Source organism: Peptostreptococcus anaerobius VPI 4330 = DSM 2949 (assembly GCF_000381525.1).
Classification (GTDB): domain Bacteria; phylum Bacillota; class Clostridia; order Peptostreptococcales; family Peptostreptococcaceae; genus Peptostreptococcus; species Peptostreptococcus anaerobius.
Window position 1 is genome coordinate 23812 of record NZ_KB906619.1, and the last position, 20133, is coordinate 43944.

21 protein-coding genes are annotated in these 20133 nt (G+C 37.0%); 12 read left to right on the forward strand and 9 right to left on the reverse strand.

Annotation, left to right across the window (positions count from 1 at the left end; genetic code table 11):
- Positions 1-4: 4 nt before the first annotated feature.
- From gyrB to dnaA, 5 genes are all read right to left on the reverse strand, one after another.
- Complete coding sequence (gene gyrB / locus F823_RS0105645) at positions 5-1912, reverse strand: DNA topoisomerase (ATP-hydrolyzing) subunit B (RefSeq protein ID WP_002842935.1); 1908 nt, start codon at positions 1910-1912, stop codon at positions 5-7.
- Positions 1913-3028 carry a DNA replication/repair protein RecF gene (gene recF / locus F823_RS0105650; protein ID WP_019595473.1) on the reverse strand — a complete coding sequence of 372 codons (1116 nt, stop codon included), beginning with the start codon at positions 3026-3028 and terminating at the stop codon, positions 1913-1915.
- A gap of 8 nt (positions 3029-3036) precedes the next feature.
- Positions 3037-3243 (reverse strand): RNA-binding S4 domain-containing protein, encoded by a 207-nt coding sequence (locus F823_RS0105655; RefSeq protein ID WP_002843078.1) that lies wholly within the window; start codon positions 3241-3243, stop codon positions 3037-3039.
- Positions 3244-3474: 231 nt separating this feature from the next.
- Positions 3475-4578, reverse strand: a complete 1104-nt coding sequence (dnaN, locus tag F823_RS0105660) for a DNA polymerase III subunit beta (RefSeq protein ID WP_002842964.1) — start codon at positions 4576-4578, stop codon at positions 3475-3477.
- A 281-nt stretch (positions 4579-4859) separates the two neighbouring features.
- Positions 4860-6242 (reverse strand): chromosomal replication initiator protein DnaA, encoded by a 1383-nt coding sequence (dnaA, locus tag F823_RS0105670; protein WP_002842971.1) that lies wholly within the window; start codon positions 6240-6242, stop codon positions 4860-4862.
- A 522-nt stretch (positions 6243-6764) separates the two neighbouring features.
- On the opposite strand from dnaA, the gene rpmH reads away from it, so the two are divergent.
- From rpmH to jag, 5 genes are all read left to right on the forward strand, one after another.
- Positions 6765-6899 carry a 50S ribosomal protein L34 gene (rpmH, locus tag F823_RS0105675; protein ID WP_002843086.1) on the forward strand — a complete coding sequence of 45 codons (135 nt, stop codon included), beginning with the start codon at positions 6765-6767 and terminating at the stop codon, positions 6897-6899.
- A gap of 103 nt (positions 6900-7002) precedes the next feature.
- Positions 7003-7344 (forward strand): ribonuclease P protein component, encoded by a 342-nt coding sequence (gene rnpA, locus F823_RS0105680; protein WP_026333347.1) that lies wholly within the window; start codon positions 7003-7005, stop codon positions 7342-7344.
- Positions 7345-7364: 20 nt separating this feature from the next.
- Positions 7365-7616 (forward strand): membrane protein insertion efficiency factor YidD, encoded by a 252-nt coding sequence (yidD, locus tag F823_RS0105685; RefSeq protein WP_002842861.1) that lies wholly within the window; start codon positions 7365-7367, stop codon positions 7614-7616.
- A 42-nt stretch (positions 7617-7658) separates the two neighbouring features.
- Positions 7659-8351, forward strand: a complete 693-nt coding sequence (locus F823_RS0105690) for a YidC/Oxa1 family membrane protein insertase (protein WP_002843082.1) — start codon at positions 7659-7661, stop codon at positions 8349-8351.
- 22 nt (positions 8352-8373) lie between these two features.
- Entirely contained in the window at positions 8374-9135 is a 762-nt protein-coding gene (gene jag, locus F823_RS0105695) for an RNA-binding cell elongation regulator Jag/EloR (RefSeq protein ID WP_002843040.1), read from the forward strand.
- Positions 9136-9230: 95 nt separating this feature from the next.
- Here jag and F823_RS0105700 read toward each other — a convergent pair whose 3' ends face one another.
- Entirely contained in the window at positions 9231-9935 is a 705-nt protein-coding gene (locus F823_RS0105700; protein ID WP_002845361.1) for an HAD family hydrolase, read from the reverse strand.
- A gap of 66 nt (positions 9936-10001) precedes the next feature.
- On the reverse strand, positions 10002-10538 hold the full coding sequence (locus tag F823_RS0105705) for a TDE2712 family protein (RefSeq protein WP_002845362.1): 537 nt from the start codon (positions 10536-10538) through the stop codon (positions 10002-10004).
- 422 nt (positions 10539-10960) lie between these two features.
- Here F823_RS0105705 and mnmE point away from each other — a divergent pair, with 422 nt between their 5' ends.
- Genes mnmE through rsmG form a run of 3 tightly spaced genes read left to right on the forward strand, consistent with a single transcriptional unit; the run spans position 10961 to position 14991 of the window.
- Positions 10961-12340 (forward strand): tRNA uridine-5-carboxymethylaminomethyl(34) synthesis GTPase MnmE, encoded by a 1380-nt coding sequence (mnmE, locus tag F823_RS0105710; protein ID WP_002845363.1) that lies wholly within the window; start codon positions 10961-10963, stop codon positions 12338-12340.
- 15 nt (positions 12341-12355) lie between these two features.
- Complete coding sequence (gene mnmG, locus F823_RS0105715; RefSeq protein WP_002845364.1) at positions 12356-14251, forward strand: tRNA uridine-5-carboxymethylaminomethyl(34) synthesis enzyme MnmG; 1896 nt, start codon at positions 12356-12358, stop codon at positions 14249-14251.
- Positions 14252-14268: 17 nt separating this feature from the next.
- Positions 14269-14991: a 16S rRNA (guanine(527)-N(7))-methyltransferase RsmG gene (gene rsmG / locus F823_RS0105720; protein ID WP_002845365.1), complete on the forward strand. Its 723-nt coding sequence runs from the start codon at positions 14269-14271 to the stop codon at positions 14989-14991.
- A 205-nt stretch (positions 14992-15196) separates the two neighbouring features.
- Here rsmG and F823_RS0105725 read toward each other — a convergent pair whose 3' ends face one another.
- Together F823_RS0105725 and F823_RS0105730 are read right to left on the reverse strand one after the other, a co-directional pair.
- Positions 15197-16342, reverse strand: a complete 1146-nt coding sequence (locus tag F823_RS0105725) for an aminotransferase class V-fold PLP-dependent enzyme (RefSeq protein ID WP_002845366.1) — start codon at positions 16340-16342, stop codon at positions 15197-15199.
- Positions 16343-16395: 53 nt separating this feature from the next.
- Positions 16396-17040: a GerMN domain-containing protein gene (locus F823_RS0105730; RefSeq protein WP_002845367.1), complete on the reverse strand. Its 645-nt coding sequence runs from the start codon at positions 17038-17040 to the stop codon at positions 16396-16398.
- Between the two features lie 302 nt (positions 17041-17342).
- Between F823_RS0105730 and yedF the strand changes: the two genes are divergently transcribed.
- The 4 genes from yedF to F823_RS0105750 all read left to right on the forward strand — a co-directional run bounded on the left by yedF (position 17343) and on the right by F823_RS0105750 (position 19698).
- Entirely contained in the window at positions 17343-17954 is a 612-nt protein-coding gene (gene yedF / locus F823_RS0105735) for a sulfurtransferase-like selenium metabolism protein YedF (RefSeq protein ID WP_002845369.1), read from the forward strand.
- A gap of 8 nt (positions 17955-17962) precedes the next feature.
- On the forward strand, positions 17963-18229 hold the full coding sequence (locus tag F823_RS0105740; RefSeq protein ID WP_002842948.1) for a putative Se/S carrier protein: 267 nt from the start codon (positions 17963-17965) through the stop codon (positions 18227-18229).
- A gap of 12 nt (positions 18230-18241) precedes the next feature.
- A complete protein-coding gene (locus F823_RS0105745) occupies positions 18242-18421 on the forward strand; it encodes a DUF951 domain-containing protein (RefSeq protein WP_002842904.1) in 180 nt (59 codons plus the stop codon).
- Between the two features lie 80 nt (positions 18422-18501).
- Entirely contained in the window at positions 18502-19698 is a 1197-nt protein-coding gene (locus F823_RS0105750) for an aminotransferase-like domain-containing protein (RefSeq protein ID WP_002842975.1), read from the forward strand.
- The last annotated feature ends 435 nt before the right edge of the window (positions 19699-20133 follow it).

The following is a 20133-nucleotide window of genomic DNA, read 5'->3' on the forward strand; positions in this document are numbered from 1 at the left end:
CTCCCTATATATCCAAGTTTCTAACATATTTTGCGTTTTCTTCAATAAATTCTCTTCTAGGGGCTACCTTGTCACCCATCAGCATCGAGAATGTCTCGTCTGCAAATATGGCGTCTTCAATTGTAACCTGCTGAAGTATTCTCTGCTCAGGGTCCATTGTAGTCTCCCAAAGCTGGTTGGCATTCATCTCACCAAGACCCTTGTATCTAGATATCTCAGTTCCCTGTCTACCAACTTCATCTAAAAGGGAACCTAGCTCCCTATCTGTATAGGCATAGTACTCCTTCTTTGCCTTTTTAATCTTAAATAGAGGTGGCATAGCTGCATAGACATAGCCCTGCTCTATAAGTGGTCTCATATACCTAAAGAAGAATGTCAAAAGAAGGGTCCTGATGTGGGCACCATCGACATCGGCATCGGTCATGATTATTATCTTGTGGTATCTCAGCTTGGCCTCGTCGAAGTCCTCACCTATACCACAGCCGAATGCTGTTATCATATTCTTTATTTCCTCTGATGACAAAATCTTGTCTAACCTTGATTTTTCAACGTTTAGTATCTTACCTCTAAGTGGAAGTATCGCCTGTATATTCCTATCTCTTCCTCCCTTAGCTGAACCGCCGGCAGAATCACCCTCGACTAGGAATATCTCACTCTTCTCTGGAGATTTTTCTGAACAGTCAGCTAGCTTGCCTGGAAGTGAAGTAGTCTCAAGGACAGACTTTCTCCTAGTCAATTCCCTGGCCTTTTTGGCAGCCTCCCTAGCCCTCTGAGACCTTAGACACTTGTCTATGATCACTCTTGCTACAGATGGGTTTTCCTCCATAAAGGCACCTATCTCTTCATTGGCTATAGAATCCACTATCCCCCTCATAAAGGTATTTCCTAGCTTTGTCTTAGTCTGACCTTCAAACTGTGGCTCAGGAAGCTTGACAGACACTATTGCTGTTATACCTTCTCTTATATCTTCACCTGTAAGATTTGAATCCTTGTCCTTTAGGATGTTGTTCCTTCTGGCATAGTCATTCATAGCCTTTGTAAGGGCTGTCTTAAATCCAGATAGGTGGACACCACCCTCGTGTGTATTTATGTTGTTGGCAAATGAGTATATATTTTCACTATAGGCATCAGTATACTGAAGTGCTAGCTCTATAGTGCAGTCATCCTGCATCTTGTCAACGTATATAATCTGGTCATGAAGTGTATTTTTAGTCCTGTTAAGGTACTTTACATACTCTATTAGACCACCAGTATAATGGAAAGTCTTAGATTTTTCCTGGCCCTTTCTCTTGTCATCAAATACTATCTTGATGACTCTATTTAGGAATGATAACTCCCTAAACCTATATTCCAAAGTTTCATAGCTGAACACTACTTCATCAAAAATACTAGCATCCGGCATAAATGTTATAGATGTACCACTTTCTTTTTGGTTTTCATCTACAACCTCTAGCTTAGTCTTTGTAACACCCTTTTCGTATCTCTGTCTGTATAGCTTGCCATCTCTTGATACCTCAGCTACAACCCAGTCGCTAAGGGCGTTTACTACTGAAACACCAACTCCGTGAAGTCCACCAGATACCTTGTAGCCTCCACCACCAAACTTACCACCTGCATGAAGGACTGTAAGAACTGTCTCAAGAGTTGAAAGACCAGTCTTGGGGTGGACCTCTACTGGTATACCTCTACCGTTGTCCCTTACAGTTACACTGCCATCATCGTTTAGGGATATATATATTTCAGAACAATTTCCTGCTAGTGCCTCATCTATAGAATTGTCCACCACTTCGTATACTAGGTGATGAAGTCCCCTAGGTCCTGTTGAACCTATGTACATACCAGGTCTCTTTCTTACGGCTTCCAGACCTTCTAAGACCTGTATTTGATCAGCACCATATTCCTGTTTTGACATTTATTTACCTCCATTTTCTATTTCCACTACCTTGCCCGCCTCTATGTTGAATACTGAGTAATCATCCTTGCCCAGTATCAACTTGTGTAGGGGGTCTGCTGTTGTAACAAACATCTGTATGTCTTCTAGTTTTTCAACTAGCATTTTCTGCCTGTTTTGATCTAGTTCACTAAAGACATCATCCAGTATCAGGACTGGATAGTCTCCTATCTCCTGCTTTATAAGCTCTATTTCTGAAAGCTTAAGGGATATTGAGGCCGTTCTCTGCTGGCCCTGTGAACCATATAACCTAACATCAATATCATTTAAATAAATAACTATATCATCCCTATGAGGACCGATCCTAGTATTCCTATTTAGCATATCGTGATCGATATTTTCCTCATGGGCGCTTATTATTTTTTCCCTCATAGACCTTATATCATCTTGGTCAGTGACCTCAATCTGGCTCTTGTACCTGATCTTTAAGACCTCTTTATCAGAGGTTAGCTTTTGGTGTAGGTCACTGGATATTATAGATAACTTGCCTACAAAGTCTCTCCTGATAAGGTATATTTCAGCCGCATAATTAGCCAAAGTCTCACTGTAGACAGCAAGTAGGTTCCTGTCTATATAATGGCTCTTAAGGAGCTTATTTCTCTCGTCAAGCACCTTGTTGTAACTAGTCAATATAGAATAGTATCTAGGCATAATCTGGCTTATTTCTTTGTCTATAAAGCTACGTCTTTCCTTGGGGCCATCCTTTATTAGCTTAAGGTCTTCAGGAGAAAAAATAACAACATTAAGGTTGCCAAGTAGGTCCTGAATAGACTTTACAGATACGCCATTGACCTTGATGCCTTTTTTATCCTTGGCTATGGCGATCTCTATCTTCTTGTCTATATTATTTCTAGTAAATGAACACCCTATATACAGGCTATCCTTGTCGAACTTTATCAGTTCCTTGTCCTTACTAGTCCTAAATGACTTACCTATGGCTATCAGGGTCAAAGACTCGACTATGTTGGTCTTTCCCTGTCCATTTTTTCCCAGTATTAAGTTTATATGCTCGTTAAAATCAACTGATAAATCATTATAATTTCTATAGTTTACCAATTTAAGACTATTTATATGCAAAACTACACCTACTTTACCATATAGTCATCGTTCATATAAGTTACTATGTCTCCCCTTACTAGCTTTTTACCTCTCTGAGTTGCAACTTGTGAGTTGACCTTTATATCTTCAGACATAATCATAACCTTGGCTTCTCCACCAGTACTAGCTATATCTGCTAATTTTAAAAACTGGTCAAGCTTTATAAATTCCGACTCAATCTTTATATTTTTCATATTTTCTCCTAATTCAAAATCCCATATGCAATATACTAAAAATACATGACTATTAAAACTTATTGAATAAATTTTAATTATATTAAACGTGTATACAGGCAATTTTGCTTTATATACAATATAATATTATACCATATTTCCATGTATTTTTGTGAATTCTACATTACTTAATTAAATTAAAAATAAGCGACACTAGTATTGTATCGCTTATTTTCAGACTTGGTAATTTTATTAGTTGCTAACCCTAACTGGAAGTATAAGGTAAATATATTCAACTCCATCTACTGGCTTTATAATACATGGATTAACAGGTCCACCTAGTTCTATTTCTATAAATTCAGAATCTATATTCTTTATTCCATCTAAGAAATATCTAGAGTTGAATGCTATTTCAAGGTCCTCTCCTTCAAGTTCTATATTTATTTCTTCATAGGCATTTCCATTTTCATTGTTGGCAGTTATAACCATCATACCACTTGAAACAGAAACCTTTATTATATTGTTCTTTTCTGAAGAAAATAGTAGGGCTGCTCTTTCAACAGACTCTCTAAGATTTCTAGTATTTACCAATACCTTAGACATATATTCCTTAGGAAGGAGACTGTCGTATTTTGTAAAGTTACCGTCCATAAGCCTTGCTGTTATCTTTGTATTGCCAAGTACGAATACTATGTTCTTTGGGTCAACTCCCATATAGAAGTCACCATCATCTGAAAGCAAACTATTAAGGTGGTTAAGTGTGGTACCAGGTACAATTACACTTATATCATCGCTGCTTGAATCTTCTAGGATAGATTTTCTAACAGCCAACCTATAGCCATCTACGGCAGCCATATTTATATGACCCTCGCTGACTTCTATCAATTCACCAGCAAGTATTGGGTTAACAGGCTCATTTGCTGTAGCAAATACGGTCTGTCTTATCATATGTCTCATTTCAGCCTGGTTGAACTTGATCATCTTTTCAGTTTCAAGATCTGCAACCACTGGGAATTCTTCTGCATTTATTCCCTTTATCTTGTACCTAGAGTTTAGGCATGAAATAAACATATTATAGTCTTCATCTACCTCTATAGACACCATTGAGTCTGGCAACTTTCTTATTATATCTCCGACTAATTTAGAGTTTACTACAATCTTTCCAGCCTTGCTTACACTGGCATCTATCTTTGTTTCTATACATAGTTCATTGTCGTATCCTGTTACAGTCAACATATCTTCTTTAGTTGAGAATAGTATTCCCCTTAAAAGTTCTATAGTTGTTCTATTGTTTATTGCCTTTTGAGCATTATTAATAGCATTGGCAAGTTTCTTTTGTCCACATATAAGTTTCAATTTAATTTCCTCCTTTTTGATAATAAAAAATCCTTTAATACATATAAATAAAATATATATTTTAGTAGTATAAGTAGTAGGGCCTGTAGATTGTGTATAAAACTACCTAAAAGCTTGAAATATAGGCAAGTAGGCCTGTAAAAAAACATGTAGATAAACTACTGAATTCTCCATTTATAAAATGTGCAAATGTTGATAAGTAAATATCCTAAAATTATTAACATTTTATTAACGTGGATAATGTAGATATCCTTTGTACTTAAAATCTACCAACTTGAATATTATCCATTAAGATCAGATGTTATTTTTTCAATCCTCATCCTAGTCATATCGTCTTTTTCTATCTCGTCTTCAATTCTCTTTATGGCATGCATAACAGTAGTATGGTCTCTTCCACCGAACTCTTCACCTATCTTAGGAAGGGACTTGTCTAGAAGGTTTCTTGCAAGGTACATGGCAACCTGTCTAGGGAATGCTATATTCTTACTTCTCTTCTTTGAGTCAAGCTCTTCAACTGTTACATTGTAGGCATCTGCTACAGTTTCCTTTATCCTAAGTATATTAGTTTCCTTTGTATTGTAGGAGATAATCTGATTTTTTAGGGCCTCCCTAGCTGTATCTAGGTCTATTTTTCTTCCTGCTATACTCGCATAGAAAGATACAGTGTTCAAGGCACCTTCAAGCTCTCTTATATTTGACTTTACATTTTCTGCTATATAGTAGATTATATCCATATCTACTGACATATTTTCGTCCTGGGCCTTTTTCTGAAGGATGGCTACCCTTGTCTCAAATTCTGGTGGCTGTATGTCAAATACTGCACCTGAGCCAAATCTAGATGTCAGCCTATCTTCAAGACCTGATATGTCTTTTGGATACTTATCACTTGTAAATATGATTTTCTTGTTCTGGCCCTGAAGTACGTTGAAGGTATGGAATAGCTCTTCCTGAGTAGAGTTTTTGCCGGAAAAGAACTGGACATCATCGACCATCAGTACGTCTACAGACCTGTATTTTTGCCTAAATGTCTCTGGTGTATTGTTTTTTAGGGACATGATAAGGTCGTTTGTGAATGTCTCTGAAGTCACATACAAGACCTTTTTTGATGGATCTTTTCTTATGATTTCATGACCTATTGCCTGCATTAGGTGGGTTTTGCCAAGTCCTACACCTCCGTATAGGTATAGGGGGTTTTTCCCTTTTAAGTTGTTGTTCAAACCAGCCATACTTAGACTGGCAGCTAGTGCTATGTTGTTATTTGGTCCTGATACAAAGGTATCGAATGTATATTTAGGATTTAGGTTTGAGTTGGCTAGAGTATTTGCAAGCTCTAGTATACCCTTGTCCTTATCTGTATCCAGGTCCTCTGATTTTTCCTTATTATTAATAGAATTTAGTCTAATTCTGTTGGCATCCTCTTCGTTTGTAAGCACTACTATGTCGTTTATGTTTACTGCCAAGAGTGAAAAAGTCTCCAGCAGCTTGTCCTTTTGCTGAACCTCGAAAAAGTGTTTAACCCTTTTTTCTCCCATTAAATAGAAAACATTGTCTATAATGTCAACTGGAACTACATTCTTGTCTTCAAAATATAGGTCAAAGTGGTTCTTTGGAAATTCTCCCTTTAATTTTTGTTTAGTAGAGATCCATAATTTGTTAGCATCCATCTTGTATTAATCAACCTCCTTATATAAAATGGTATAAATCTGTGCAATAAATGTATATTAATTCTGTTGATAACTTTCATGATATAATTTATAAGTCCAAAATGAGATATTATAAACAGTGTATGTGAATAATATCTGGATACTTATCAATAAGATAACATGGCTTGATTTATTGTTAATATCTATTATACACAATATAAATATAGAGTTGTCCACAAAGTTGTCCACATTTTTGTGGATAAGTATAAGTTGATAAGATTGTAATCTATATGTTGTGTATAATGTGAATTAATCTATTAACAAATTCAGTATATCGTTGTGGAAAAAATATAAAAAAATATTTTTTCGCATAAAATTTATTTACCGATGTGGAAAAACTAGACCTATATTTTTGACAAGCTTAAAATATAGGTAAAAATCTTATAAAAATATTAAAATGTAATTGACAATTCGACTTGAAATACTTATAATTATAGTGTTATGTTTACAATTAAGGATTAAAAGAAAGGAGTGTGTTTGGTCATGAAGAGAACTTATCAGCCAAAGAAAAGACAGAGAAAAAGAGAACATGGATTCAGAAAAAGAATGAAAACAACAAATGGAAGAAATGTTTTAAAGAGAAGAAGAGCTAAGGGAAGAAATAGACTAACTCACTAATAAGAAGTTAGCTAAGCTTTTGCTAAGTATCAGATATTAAAAAGCCACTTGTTAAGTGGTTTTTTTTGTAATATTTAGCAGGGCAAAAAAGATGGAGCTTGTTATGCATTTTAATAACACAGATGGAATCAAAAAGGATCCTGAATTCAGGAGGATTTACCGAAGTGGTAAATCAATGGCCGACAGAAATTTAGTAGTCTATAAGATGAAAAATAAAAAAGAAAAATCTAGGATTGGTATTTCTATATCCAAGAAGGTAGGTAAGGCCCACGTTAGAAATAAACTTAGGAGGTACATCAAGGAGGCTTATAGGTTGAATATAGACCCATATGTCAAGGGTGGATACGACTACATATTTATAGCGAGGGTAAATAGCTCAGATGCTAGCTACCACGATATAGAAAAATCTATCAAGTACCTAGCGAAAAAGGCCAAAATGGTATAGGACTAGTTGGAGGTAGTGATATGAGTTTGATAAGGCGATTTATAAGGGCTTGTTCAAACCTATTGGTAAGGGGAGCAGTAGGCCTAGTGAGGTTCTACCAACTCTATATATCTCCTCTAAAGGGGCCGACTTGTAGGTTTTATCCTACTTGTTCCTCATATTCTATACAAGCATTTAAAAAGTATGGCTTTCTAAAGGGACTGTGGTTGACAATTAAAAGAGTATCTAAGTGTCACCCTTTTCACCCTGGTGGTTACGACCCTTTGAAATAGAAGGTCTATCTCAAAAGTTGAGGTAAAAATTAGGAGGTTTTAATGGGACATATAGCAAATGCTTTAGGTTTAGTACTAAAGGCTATCCACACAGCTGTAGGTAGCTACGGTCTTGCGATTATCCTCTTTACTATATTGGTCAAGATTATCTTGATGCCGCTTATGGTAAAGCAGACAAAATCGACTTTTGCCATGTCTGAAATCAATCCAAAAATCAAGGAGATTCAGGCTAAGTACAAGAACAAACCTGAGAAGCAAAACGAAGAAATATCTAAACTATACAAGGAGTCAGATATCAACCCACTTTCAGGTTGTCTGCCAATGCTTGTACAGTTACCAATATTGTTTGCTCTATTCTGGGTGTTTAGGGACCCAATGAAGTATGGAGTATTCGAAACAAAACAAGCATTTGATGCAGCTAATGTAGGCTTTGTATGGGTGAAATCTCTTACAAAACCAGACTACATACTAGCTATTTTATCTGGTGTGAGTGCCTATGTTATGCAGATGGTTACAGTACCAAAGGACCAGATGCAGGGATCAATGAAGGTTATGAACTACATGATGCCAGCCTTATCACTATTCTGGGGATTCTCTTTCCCAGCAGCCCTAACTCTTTATTGGACAGTGTCAAACTTATTCTCTGTCCTACAGCATAAGATAATCACAAAGCCTTTAAAGGACAAGCTGATTAGGGAGAAAGAGCTTAAGGCAAATGGAAAGATCAGTAAGTAATAGCTTGTAGGAGGTAATTATAGTGGAATCAAAGGTAATTTACGCAAAGAGTTCAGATGAAGCTGTTGAGAAATTACTGGAATCTACAAATGCTGAAAGATCAAGTATTGAGGTTTTGGTAAAGCAAAAGCCAAGTAAGGGATTTTTGGGACTTGGTTCGAAAGACGGAATCTATGAACTTACTTACAAATTAGTTGAAGACAAGGTTATTGTCAAAGAAGAAAAAATTAGTCCAAAGCTTACTCAAAAAGAGGAAGCCAAGGCTAAGAATGAAGTAGAAAACAAGGAAATATTAGAAGATAAAGAAACAGTAAACATAACTCAGGAAGATGAAGTAAGGGTAGCAAGAGATTTTGTTGAGACATTATTGAAAAATGCCGATGTGGATGCCGATGTTGACATCAAGGTAGAGGACAACCTTATGAAGGTTAGGATATCTGGTGATCAAGCAAGCTGCCTAATAGGTAGAAGGGGAGATACATTGGATGCTATCCAGTTCCTTACTGGACTTGCCCTAAACAGGGTAAACAAGGATTCTAAGACTAGGGTTTTTGTAGATATTGAAAACTACAGAAAAAAGAGGGAAGAATCATTAAAGAGATATTGCTACAAGGCAGCTAGAGAGGTTGCCAAGACGAGAAGGACTAAGAAGCTAGATTATATGAATCCATATGAGAGAAGGATCATACATTCAGCCCTTCAGAATGATAGGTATGTCATCACTTATAGTGAGGGAACAGACCCATACAGGAGAGTAGTAATAGAGTGTAAGAATAAGCGCTAAAAATAAAGGACCAGCCAAGATAATTTCTTGGAGGGTCCTTTTTTATATGACTCCATGTCGTCAGTCTATTTGATTGAGCCTATTTATAGGTGGGCTTAAAATATATCCATAAAGATACTTATGCTTGAATAGCTTGTCAGGTGGTAGTCAACTACGCTTAAGTCTAGGGGAGCCACCCTCCTATGGTTGAGCCAAATTGTATTGTAGGCGGCTTTTTTTGCACCGACAATGTCATTATCGTAGGAGTCGCCCATATAGTATATTTCAGGACTTGGGCAATTGTATTTATTACATATCCTATTTTTCATTTCATCGAATATTGCCTTATCTGGCTTGTGAAATCCTACCTCTTCTGATACTAGTATCAGGTCTGGATCAAAATAAGACCTAAGGCCTAGATAGTCTATTTTCATATTTTGGTCGTAAGTTGGTCCGTTTGTAATTATACCCATGGGTATATTATTTGACTTTAACCTATCCATAAGGTCTAGTATGTGCTTGTTTACCGTGATATTGTTTTTGACTGATTCATAGGTCCTCTGAAATTTTTGGGCACTAGACTCATCAAGTATAATACCGTAGTCATAAAAGGATTTTTGAGCCCTGTAGTTACACATCTGAGTCATTGTAATTTGACCATTTAGGGCCTTGTCATAGATTTGGTTGTTGTATTTTCTAAAGTCCAAGAAGAGGTCATCAATATCATGCGGCAGGTAGCCAAACATTTTTTCAAAGGCCATTACAAAGGGGTCTTTGAGGTCGTACAGGGTGTCATCTATATCAAATACAAAAAATTTCATAAGGGCCTCCTATAAATACATAAAATTTAGGTGGAAGATAAATCTCCCACCCTAAAAATTCTTTAATTAAGCCTCTGCAAGCTCGCAAAGTCTATCGAATACATAGTCCTTGATATTCTGTCCGTCAATAACTGCCTGGTCATTTTCATCAAAATAGATCATAAAGAAGTTGATGATTATCTGGCCGTCCTTGATATAATAAGGGTCTCTGTGAAGAGGAGTAAAGTGTACTACGATTTTTTCCTGATTAAAATCAGGGTATTTTTCGTTTAATTTTTCAACTAGGTCATCCACATTTAGGACCTTTATAGGTTGAGCCATTTTAGTGGCTATAGATACGTCTTCTGCTATCCACATATTTTTTGACCAGAATCTTTTTTCAGGCTTAGTGGCTGCTGAAAGTAGCTCCCTATTCTGGATTGAGCTAAGTACTTTTCTGATAGATTCTCCATTGAAATCTTCAGTTTGGATTAATTTCATGGCCTCCATATTGGCTACATCTACAAAAAAGCTTTCATTTACTTTTTCCCTATCTGCTACTGAAGACCAGTAGTATAACATTGATTCTACAACCTCTAGGTTTGTTACTATATTGTTTACCATGGCTATCGTCCCTTCCCAATAAATAGAAAAACCGGACAAAAATAAAAGACAAATTAAAACCCCGGTTTATTCTATTTTTTACGAATATTAGTACAACTTTATTATATAGGAACAAGAAATAGTTTTCAATGATAATATAGATATCTATAGCTTATTTTATAAATAATTACTTGGTCCTTATCCCTATATTTTATCCTTATACTTTTTAAGTCTAATCTAATATTTACATCTTAAGTCTGAGCTAATATTTAAATCAAATCATATCAAGTAGCTATAAAATTGTTATTTTAGACCTAAAGTATTGAATTATATGGCATCATACTGATATTTTTGTGGTATATATGGTATAATCAAAAGGTTAAGTAATTTTGAATATCAGGACTTAGATAATATATAAATTATGAAAAGATAAGGAGGATTAGATGTTTATCGACGATACAATTGCCGCAATAGCAACAGCCCCTGGTGAGGGTGGTATAGGTATTATAAGGATCAGTGGTGCTGATTCTATAGCTATAGCGAGTAGTATATTCAAGCCATTTTACAAGGAAAATCTGCTAGACTATCCAAACAGGAGTCTAGTTTACGGTAATATAGTCGACTCTGATAGGGTCATAGATGAAGTATTGATAGCCCGCATGGAGGGACCCAATTCATATACTGCAGAGGATGTAGTCGAGATCAACTGCCATGGTGGTTTCATATCTGTAAAGAAGATATTGGAACTAGTGCTAAAAAAGGGGGCTAGACTGGCTGACCCAGGTGAGTTTACCAAAAGGGCATTTTTGAATGGCAGGATAGACCTTTCTCAGGCAGAGGCTGTAATAGATATTATAAACGCCAAGACTGACCAGTCCCATGATATAGCCCAGACCCAACTAGAGGGGGCCTTGTCCCAAAAGGTAAGGAGCCTTAGAAATATGATAACTGAGGTCCTAGCCCAGGTTGAGGTTGCTATAGACTATCCAGAAGAGGATATAGAGTTTATTACCTACAAGGAACTAACAGACAAGACTAGTCAGATACAAAAAGAGGTAGTAAAGATGTATGAGACCTCTGATACGGGTAAAATCCTTAGAGAGGGCCTAAAGACAGCCATCCTTGGTAAGCCGAATGTAGGAAAATCATCCCTAATGAACTGGATACTTGGAGAAAATAGGGCCATAGTAACGGAGATAGCTGGTACTACAAGAGACGTAATAGAGGAATTTGTAAATATCAAAGGTATACCCCTAAAAATAGTCGATACTGCAGGTATCAGGGAGACAGACGATATAGTTGAAAAAATAGGTGTAGAAAAGTCCAGAGACCATATGAAGTCATCAGACCTAGTATTGGTGGTGCTTGACTCTTCAAGAGAATTAGAAGAAGATGACCTAGAGATTTTGGATGCCATCAACCCTAAAAAGACCCTAGTTCTTATCAACAAGATAGACCTAGAGTCTAGACTTGATATGGATAAGGTCAAAGAATATATAGCAGAGGAAAATATAATACATATATCTGCTATGGAAAACAAGGGACTTGAAAGTATCCACGACAAGATAGAAACCATGGTATACGAGGGTAGGGTCTCAAATAAGGGTGATGTAATGATCACCAACACAAGGCATAAGGATGCCATCTACAAGGCCATGAATTCGATAAATGACGCTATAAAGGGGCTAGAAGACCATATGTCATATGACTTTATAGGGGTAGATTTAAAGGATGCCTGGGACAGCCTAGGATTTATAAATGGAGATACAGTTACAGAAGACCTACTTGATACTATATTCAAGAACTTCTGTATAGGTAAGTAATAGAGAGGAAAATATATGAAGGAAAGATACGAATCAGGAAATTATGACATAGTTGTAGTCGGTGCAGGTCATGCTGGTTGTGAGGCAGCCCTTGCATCTGCAAGAATGGGTATGAAGACCCTGATGATTACTATGTCACTAGACTCAATAGCAGCCCTACCATGCAACCCATCAATCGGTGGAACAGGTAAGGGACAGCTTGTAAAGGAATTAGATGCCCTAGGTGGGCAGATGGGCCTAAACATAGATGAAACATATATCCAGTCAAGGATGTTAAATACAGCCAAGGGACCGGCAGTCCACTCACTAAGGGCCCAGACTGACAAGAACTTATACCATAGGGTTATGAAGGAAACGATAGAAAATCAGGATAACCTAGACCTAGTAATGGATGAGGTAGAAGAAATTTTACATGAGGAAAAGAAGGTCCTAGGTGTTGTTACAAGACTGGGAAATATATACAGGTCTAAGATGACTATCCTGTGCACAGGAGTATACTTAAAGTCTAAGATATTTGTAGGCCACGATACTTTTGATGAGGGACCAAATGGGCTTAACTATGCCAAGAAGCTAACAGATTCTCTAGTGGAACTAGGACTTGATATGAGGAGGTTTAAGACCGGTACTCCAGCTAGGGTACATAGGGATTCTATAGATTTTTCTGTTATGGAGCCACAGCTTGGAGATGAAAAAGTAACTCCTTTCTCATTTATGAATGAAGATATAGAAAAAGACCAGATTACCTGCTACCTTACTAGGACCACTACTGAGACAAAGCAATTGATCCAGGAAAATATACATAGGTCAGCCATGTATTCAGGTAATATAGAGGGAACAGGACCTAGGTACTGCCCATCTATAGAGGATAAGATAGTAAAGTTCTCAGACAAGCAGACCCACCAGTTGTTTATTGAGCCAGAGGGTCTAGATACCAAGGAGATGTATATACAGGGAGTGTCTACATCATTCCCTATGGAGATACAGACCAAGATGTATAGGACTATCAAGGGCCTTGAGAATGCAAGGATTATGAGACCTGCCTATGCCATAGAATACGACTGTATAGACCCTACCAAGCTAAAGCAAAACCTTGAAATAAAGGGAGTAGAGAACCTGTTTTCAGCTGGCCAATTCAATGGTACGTCAGGCTACGAAGAGGCTGCAGCCCAGGGGATAATAGCGGGTATCAATGCAGTACTTAAGATCAGAGGAGAAGAACCATTTATATTGGATAGGTCAGAAGCCTATATAGGTGTGCTTATAGATGACCTTGTAACCAAGGGTACTAATGAACCTTATAGGATGATGACTTCAAGGGCAGAATATAGGCTCTACCTAAGACAGGACAATGCAGATGCAAGACTTACTCAAAAGGGCTATGATATTGGACTAGTCACTCAGGAAAGATATGACAGGTACCAGGCTAAAAAGGCCAAGATAGAGGCTGAAATAGACAGGCTTAGAAGGGACAGAGTCACTCCAAATGAAGCCAATGCCTACCTAGAAGAAAGAGGGTATGCTCTACTGAACAATGGTATATCACTTTATGAATTCCTAAAAAGACCAGAGATAGACTATTCAGTCCTAGAAGACCTAGGAAAGGCAAGTGACCTTGATCTATCAGATGAAGTCAAAGACCAGGCTGTTATAGTCATCAAGTATGAGGGCTATATAGACAAGCAGATGAAGCAGATAGACCAGTTCAGAAAGCTTGAAAACAAGAAACTTAGAGAAGACATGAACTATGATGAGATTGAGGGATTAAGACTTGAGGCAAGACAGAAGTTAAATGATATCAAGCCATCGTCAATAGGTCAGGCATCTAGAATATCAGGAGTATCACCAGCAGACATATCAGTCTTACTGATATACCTAGAACAGAAGAGAAGGGCTAATAGGTCTGAAAAGTAATAAAATAGGAGGAATCAATGTCAGAAGAGAATATTAAACTGCTAAGAGACGGACTTAAAAACTACAAGATAGATTGTGATGATATCATGCTTGATAGGTTTGAAACCTACAGGGAGATCCTAGTTGATTTTAACCAGCATATGAATCTTACCGGTATCACAGACCAAAGAGAGGTATATATCAAGCACTTCCTAGATTCAGTTGCCATATTTAAGCATGGCTACCTGACTGGAGACTTGTCGGTAATAGACGTTGGTACAGGAGCTGGATTTCCAGGCCTACCATTTAAGATCGCCAATCCAGATATTAAACTTACCCTACTTGATTCCTTAAACAAGAGGATAAACTTTTTAAAAGAGGTAGGAAGGGGAATTGGATTTGATGATATAGACTATGTCCACGGTAGGGCAGAGGAGATAGGTCAGAACAAGGACTACCGCCAAAAGTTTGATATAGCGACTGCAAGGGCTGTAGCCAATCTGCCAGTGTTACTTGAGCTATGCGTACCATTTGTAAAAATAGGAGGCTTCTTTATCTGCCTAAAGGGACCAAATGCAGTCAAGGAACTGGAAGAGGCACAAAATGCCATCAAAATATTGGGAGTCAAACTAGTAGAGCTTATAGAGGTTGACCTACCAGATGAAGAACTAAAACATACAGTCTTGATATTTAAGAAAGAAAAAAATACACCGATAAAATACCCACGTAAGGCTGGAAAACCATCAAAAAATCCACTTTAATAGATAATAAGCGGATTAGTGATCTCTTATATCACTTAGTAATTGACTTTAAATATTTATAGCAAAGATTTCAAAAACTAAAAAAGGTTTATAAAAAGGAAGTATAAACTGTGCTTGTGAAATAACCATTGGCGTTAAATAATTTATTTAATCGACAGGTTACAAACAAGCATAAGTAATACTTCCTTTAAAATATTCCCTATAATTATTTATAATCTTTAGCTATAATTTTTAAAGCCTCAATAGCCTTATCTACATCAGACTTAGTATTAAAGTAGCCAAAGCTAAATCTCACAGCTCCCTGCCTTATTGTCCCTATTGTCTGATGGGCAAGTGGAGCACAGTGGATTCCTGATCTTGTAGCTATGTCAAACTCAGAATTTAGCCTAAATGTGACTTCTCCTGAGTCCATATCCCCTATATTGATGGCAACAACTGCTGCCCTTTCTTTGGCGGATTTTGGACCGTATAAGATTACATTTTCTATGTTTGATATATTGTCTATAAAGTACTGTGTAAGCTCTTCTTCATGTCTACGTATAGTGTCTATGCCAGTCTCTAGGATAAAGTCTACCCCAGCTCCAAGGCCTGCTATACCAGGTGTATTGTGGGTACCTGACTCATACTTGTCAGGATATAGGTTTGGCTGGACTATCTCCTCTGAATGAGAACCTGTTCCACCCTCCCTTTGGCTTTCTAGTCTTATCTTGTTGTTGACATATAAGACTCCTGTTCCCTGAGGTCCAAGTAGACACTTGTGTCCAGGCATTGCCAACATATCTATATTCATTTCACCTATATTTATATCATATACACCAGCAGATTGAGAAGCATCTACCAAGTATACTATGTCATGATTTTTAGCTATTTGGCCTATAGCCTTGATATCTACAAGGGTTCCTACAACATTTGAAGCATGGGTAGTGATTATAAGCTTTGTATTTTCGTTAATTGCTTCTTCTATATCTACGGGATTTACCCTACCCTCAGAATCTGCCTTTACAAATGTATGACTGACACCTATATTTTCCAGCTGCATAATAGGTCTTAGGACTGAGTTATGCTCCATAGTGGTTGTTACTACATGGTCACCAGTTTTTAGTAGACCCTTAATTGCTAGGTTTAATGAGTCTGTAGCATTGAAAGTATATACTACGTCCATTGGGTTTTTGATATTGAATAGTTTAGCTAGCTTGTCCCTAGTCTCCTCAACTACCATGGCTGACTTATAGGCCATCTTATGACCAGACCTACCAGGATTTGCACAGTAATTTCTCATGCAGTCGTCTATTGTTTCGTAGACTTTTTCTGGCTTTGGGTATGTTGTGGCAGCATTGTCTAAATAAATCATTTATTTACCCCCTTATTAAATTTATTGTATGTAAGTTTAATGAAAACTATAGTCTATTTAAACTTTAAATATTCATTGTCTTTTAGGGCTATATGACCGCCTGAATAATTCTTTCCTTCAACTGTTAGCTTGACCTGCTTTACCTTGAATGTCTTTACCATACTGTTTGTGAAGGCCTGTAGTGAAAGGCTCTCAGCACTTGATCCCTGGTCGAAGTTTACAAATGCATCATTTACGTCAACATTTAGGGTCCTGATTCCATCAACTGTTACTACCTTGGCAGTATTTACCTGGGCATTTTTTGGTATTACACCATTTGCTGATAGTTCCTTCATTATATTTCCAACGCTTATTTCGTTTACCAACTTTGTATGTGGTGTAAGTTTTTCTGTATTGATATCATAAGTGTAATAAGTTATTTCTTTTAGGTCTGCTGTTATAGCCTTATCTTCCCCTTTTGACTTATCAGATTTCTTTTTAGTTGATTTTTTCCCGTCTTCATCCTTTGTTGATGATGTTTCTCTATCGCTAGTTTCAATGTTGTCCTTTTGAACATCCTTGTTTCCTTCCTTGTCTTGTTCCTGCTTGTTCTGGGAGCTCGCCTGACCTTTTTGTGACTGACATCCTACTGCAAAACCAGCAGTTATTGTAAGTGTAGCAACCAGTACTAGATATTTAATCGTATTTTTTATTTTCACAATTACCTCCTTGTATTTTTAACTAATAAACACAATACATAAATAAGTATACTATCTTAATAATAATATACCAACCTTAAGGATAACTATACCACAATTGCTATATTTTTTGTAGTTGTTGGAGACAATATTAGGATGTATAGTATAGAAAACCATATATTTAATAGTAATATTTTTTCAACTATCTATAAAAAAAAATGCTTATTTAAACAAAAATTTTTATTAATCATATGTAAATAATCTGAATATTGTGTTATGATGTATGTAGAAGTGCAATCAAACTTTTGAGAGGAGGAGCTTTAATGGATATTAAAGTAGACGCAAAGGGTCTAGCTTGCCCAATGCCAGTTATAAAAACAAAGAAGGCTCTAGAAGAAATAGAATCTGGAGTAGTTGAGGTTACAGTAGATGATGTAGCTCCTAGGGAAAATGTTATCAAATTCGCTAAATCTTTGAACTGTGAAGCTGAAGTAGTAAGCGAGGATGGACCAGTTACAGTTATTAGGATTAAAAAGGGTGAGAATGTAAATATAGACATCAATGATGAAGATATAACTTGTGACCTACCAAGTGGTAGAGGAGAAGTTATAGCCATTATGAGCAATAAAATAGGTAGTGGAAATGATGAATTAGGTGCTGTTCTTATAAAGGGATTTTTATTTGCGCAGACTGAAGCATCTCCTTTACCAAAATCTATATTATTCTTAAATAGTGGTGTAGAACTTACTACTATCAACGAAGCCACAGTTGAACATATCAAAACTCTTGAATCAAAGGGAGTTGAGATACTTTCTTGTGGTACTTGTCTTGACTACTATGGTCTTAAGGATGAGTTGAAGGTTGGTTCTATAACTAATATGTACACAATAGTTGAGAATATGAAATCAGCATCAAAGGTAGTAACAATAGGATAGGGGAATATATGAACGATTTTTATGTAGTGTCATTTAACTCGACACATCATGCAATAAGGACTGAGAAGTTACTTGAGTCTGAGGGACTTAAGATAATGACTCTTCCAACACCTAGAGAGATTGCAGCTAGCTGTGGTCTATCTATTAAATTTGATTATGATGACTTTGATAGAATCAATGTCATTATGACAGACAACTCTCTTGAAAGAAGAGGTATCTTCCATATAGTCAAAAATGAAGATGGGAGTAGAGAGGCAATAAAGATAGAGGATTAAAGGAGGGATTTTATGGCCTTGGATTTAAAGGTGGGATCTCTTGTTGAATTAAAAAAGCAACATCCTTGTGGCAGTAAGGAGTTTACTATTACTAGGACGGGCGCCGATGTAAAATTTAAGTGCAACAATTGCGGTAGAGTTATCATGCTTGATAGGGAGACTGCAGAAAAAAGAATTAAAAAGTTTTTGTAATTAATTTTAAGGCCCTGCCTTATGCAGGGCTAGTAAATTGATATATTATTTTGTTTTTAATTAATGGAGGTGCTTTTAAAATGGCAGTAAAATTTGCAAAAAGACTTGAAAATGCGGAAGGTTCAGCAATTCGTGAAATCCTTAAGTTAGCTTCTAATCCAGAGGTTATCTCATTTGCAGGAGGATTACCAGCTCCAGAACTATTCCCAGTTGAAGAAATGAAGAAGGTTGCTGAAGTAGTTCTTGAAGAACAGGGACAGGCAGCAATGCAGTACTCTGCAACAGATGGTTACCTACCACTAAGAGAAGCTATAGCTGAAAGAATGAACAGAAAGTTATACACTAATGTTGAAGCTAAAGATATATTAGTTACTAACGGTTCTCAGCAGTGTCTAGATTTCATGGGTAGAGTATTCCTTGATGAAGGAGATAAGATAATAGTAGAAAGTCCATCTTATCTAGGAGCCCTTAATGCATTTAAGGCATATGGTCCTCAGTTTATAGAAATACCAACAGACGGAGACGGTATGATAATGTCTGAACTAGAAAAGGCATTAGAAGAAAATCCAGATGTTAAGTTCATCTATGTTATACCAGACTTCCAGAATCCATCAGGAAGAACTTGGCCAGTAGAAAGAAGAAAAGAATTCATGAAAATCATCAACAAGTATGAAATACCTGTTGCAGAAGATAACCCATACGGTGAATTAAGATTCGAAGGTGAAATATTCCCATCTCTTAAGTCATTTGATGAAAAGGGTCTAGTACTATTCTTCGGTACATTCTCTAAGATACTTTGTCCAGGATACAGACTTGGTTGGGTTGCAGCAGCACCAGAAATTATTGAAAAATTCAATATATCTAAGCAGGCAGCTGACCTTCAGGCTTCTACAGTATCTCAGATGGAAATAGCTAAGTTTATAGAAATGTATGACCTTGATGCTCACGTTGAAAAGATCAAGGAAGTATACGGACACAGAAGAACAGTTATGATGGATGCTATGGATGAATATTTCCCTAAGGAAGTTACTTTCACTAGAACAGATGGTGGTCTGTTTACTTGGGTAACTCTTCCAGAAGGCATAGATGCAGCTAAGTTAATGAGGGATGTTGTTCTTCCAAACAACGTTGCTTATGTACCAGGTGAACCATTCTATCCAAACGGTGGAAATGCTAACCACTTTAGAATGAACTATTCTTGTATGCCTGATGAAAGAATAGTTGAAGGCTGTAAGAGACTAGGTAAGGCTCTTTACGAAGCAATAGCGGCTTTATAAGAAAGACTTTACAAAATAAATTTAGTATAATATATATAATATTATTGGAAACGGTCTCCTCTACGGGGACCGTTTTTTATGGGTATGACGGGCATGCCGTCAGTCTGTGGTGAAAGTCCACGTAGGGCGTAGTTGCCGACGAACCTCATAGCAACTTGCAAGGTTATCACCGTGAGGTGATGGCGAGAAGAAGCAATAGCAAAATCGTAGCCTGACGTACAGAAACCTAATATAAAGGCTTACATAAAGGATGAGTGGGCCCAAAGTCACGAAGTCCAAAAGGCAAACGTAACTTATGTAAGTAAATTAGGCAGGTAGACGAGGAAAGACTGACGACTTATCCCGTGAGGTCTCACAGAGGGAAAACCTAGTAACAACGAACTGTGAGAAGTCAGCAGAAGCCATAGTAGTGGAGAAGGTTCTGTAATGGAAATG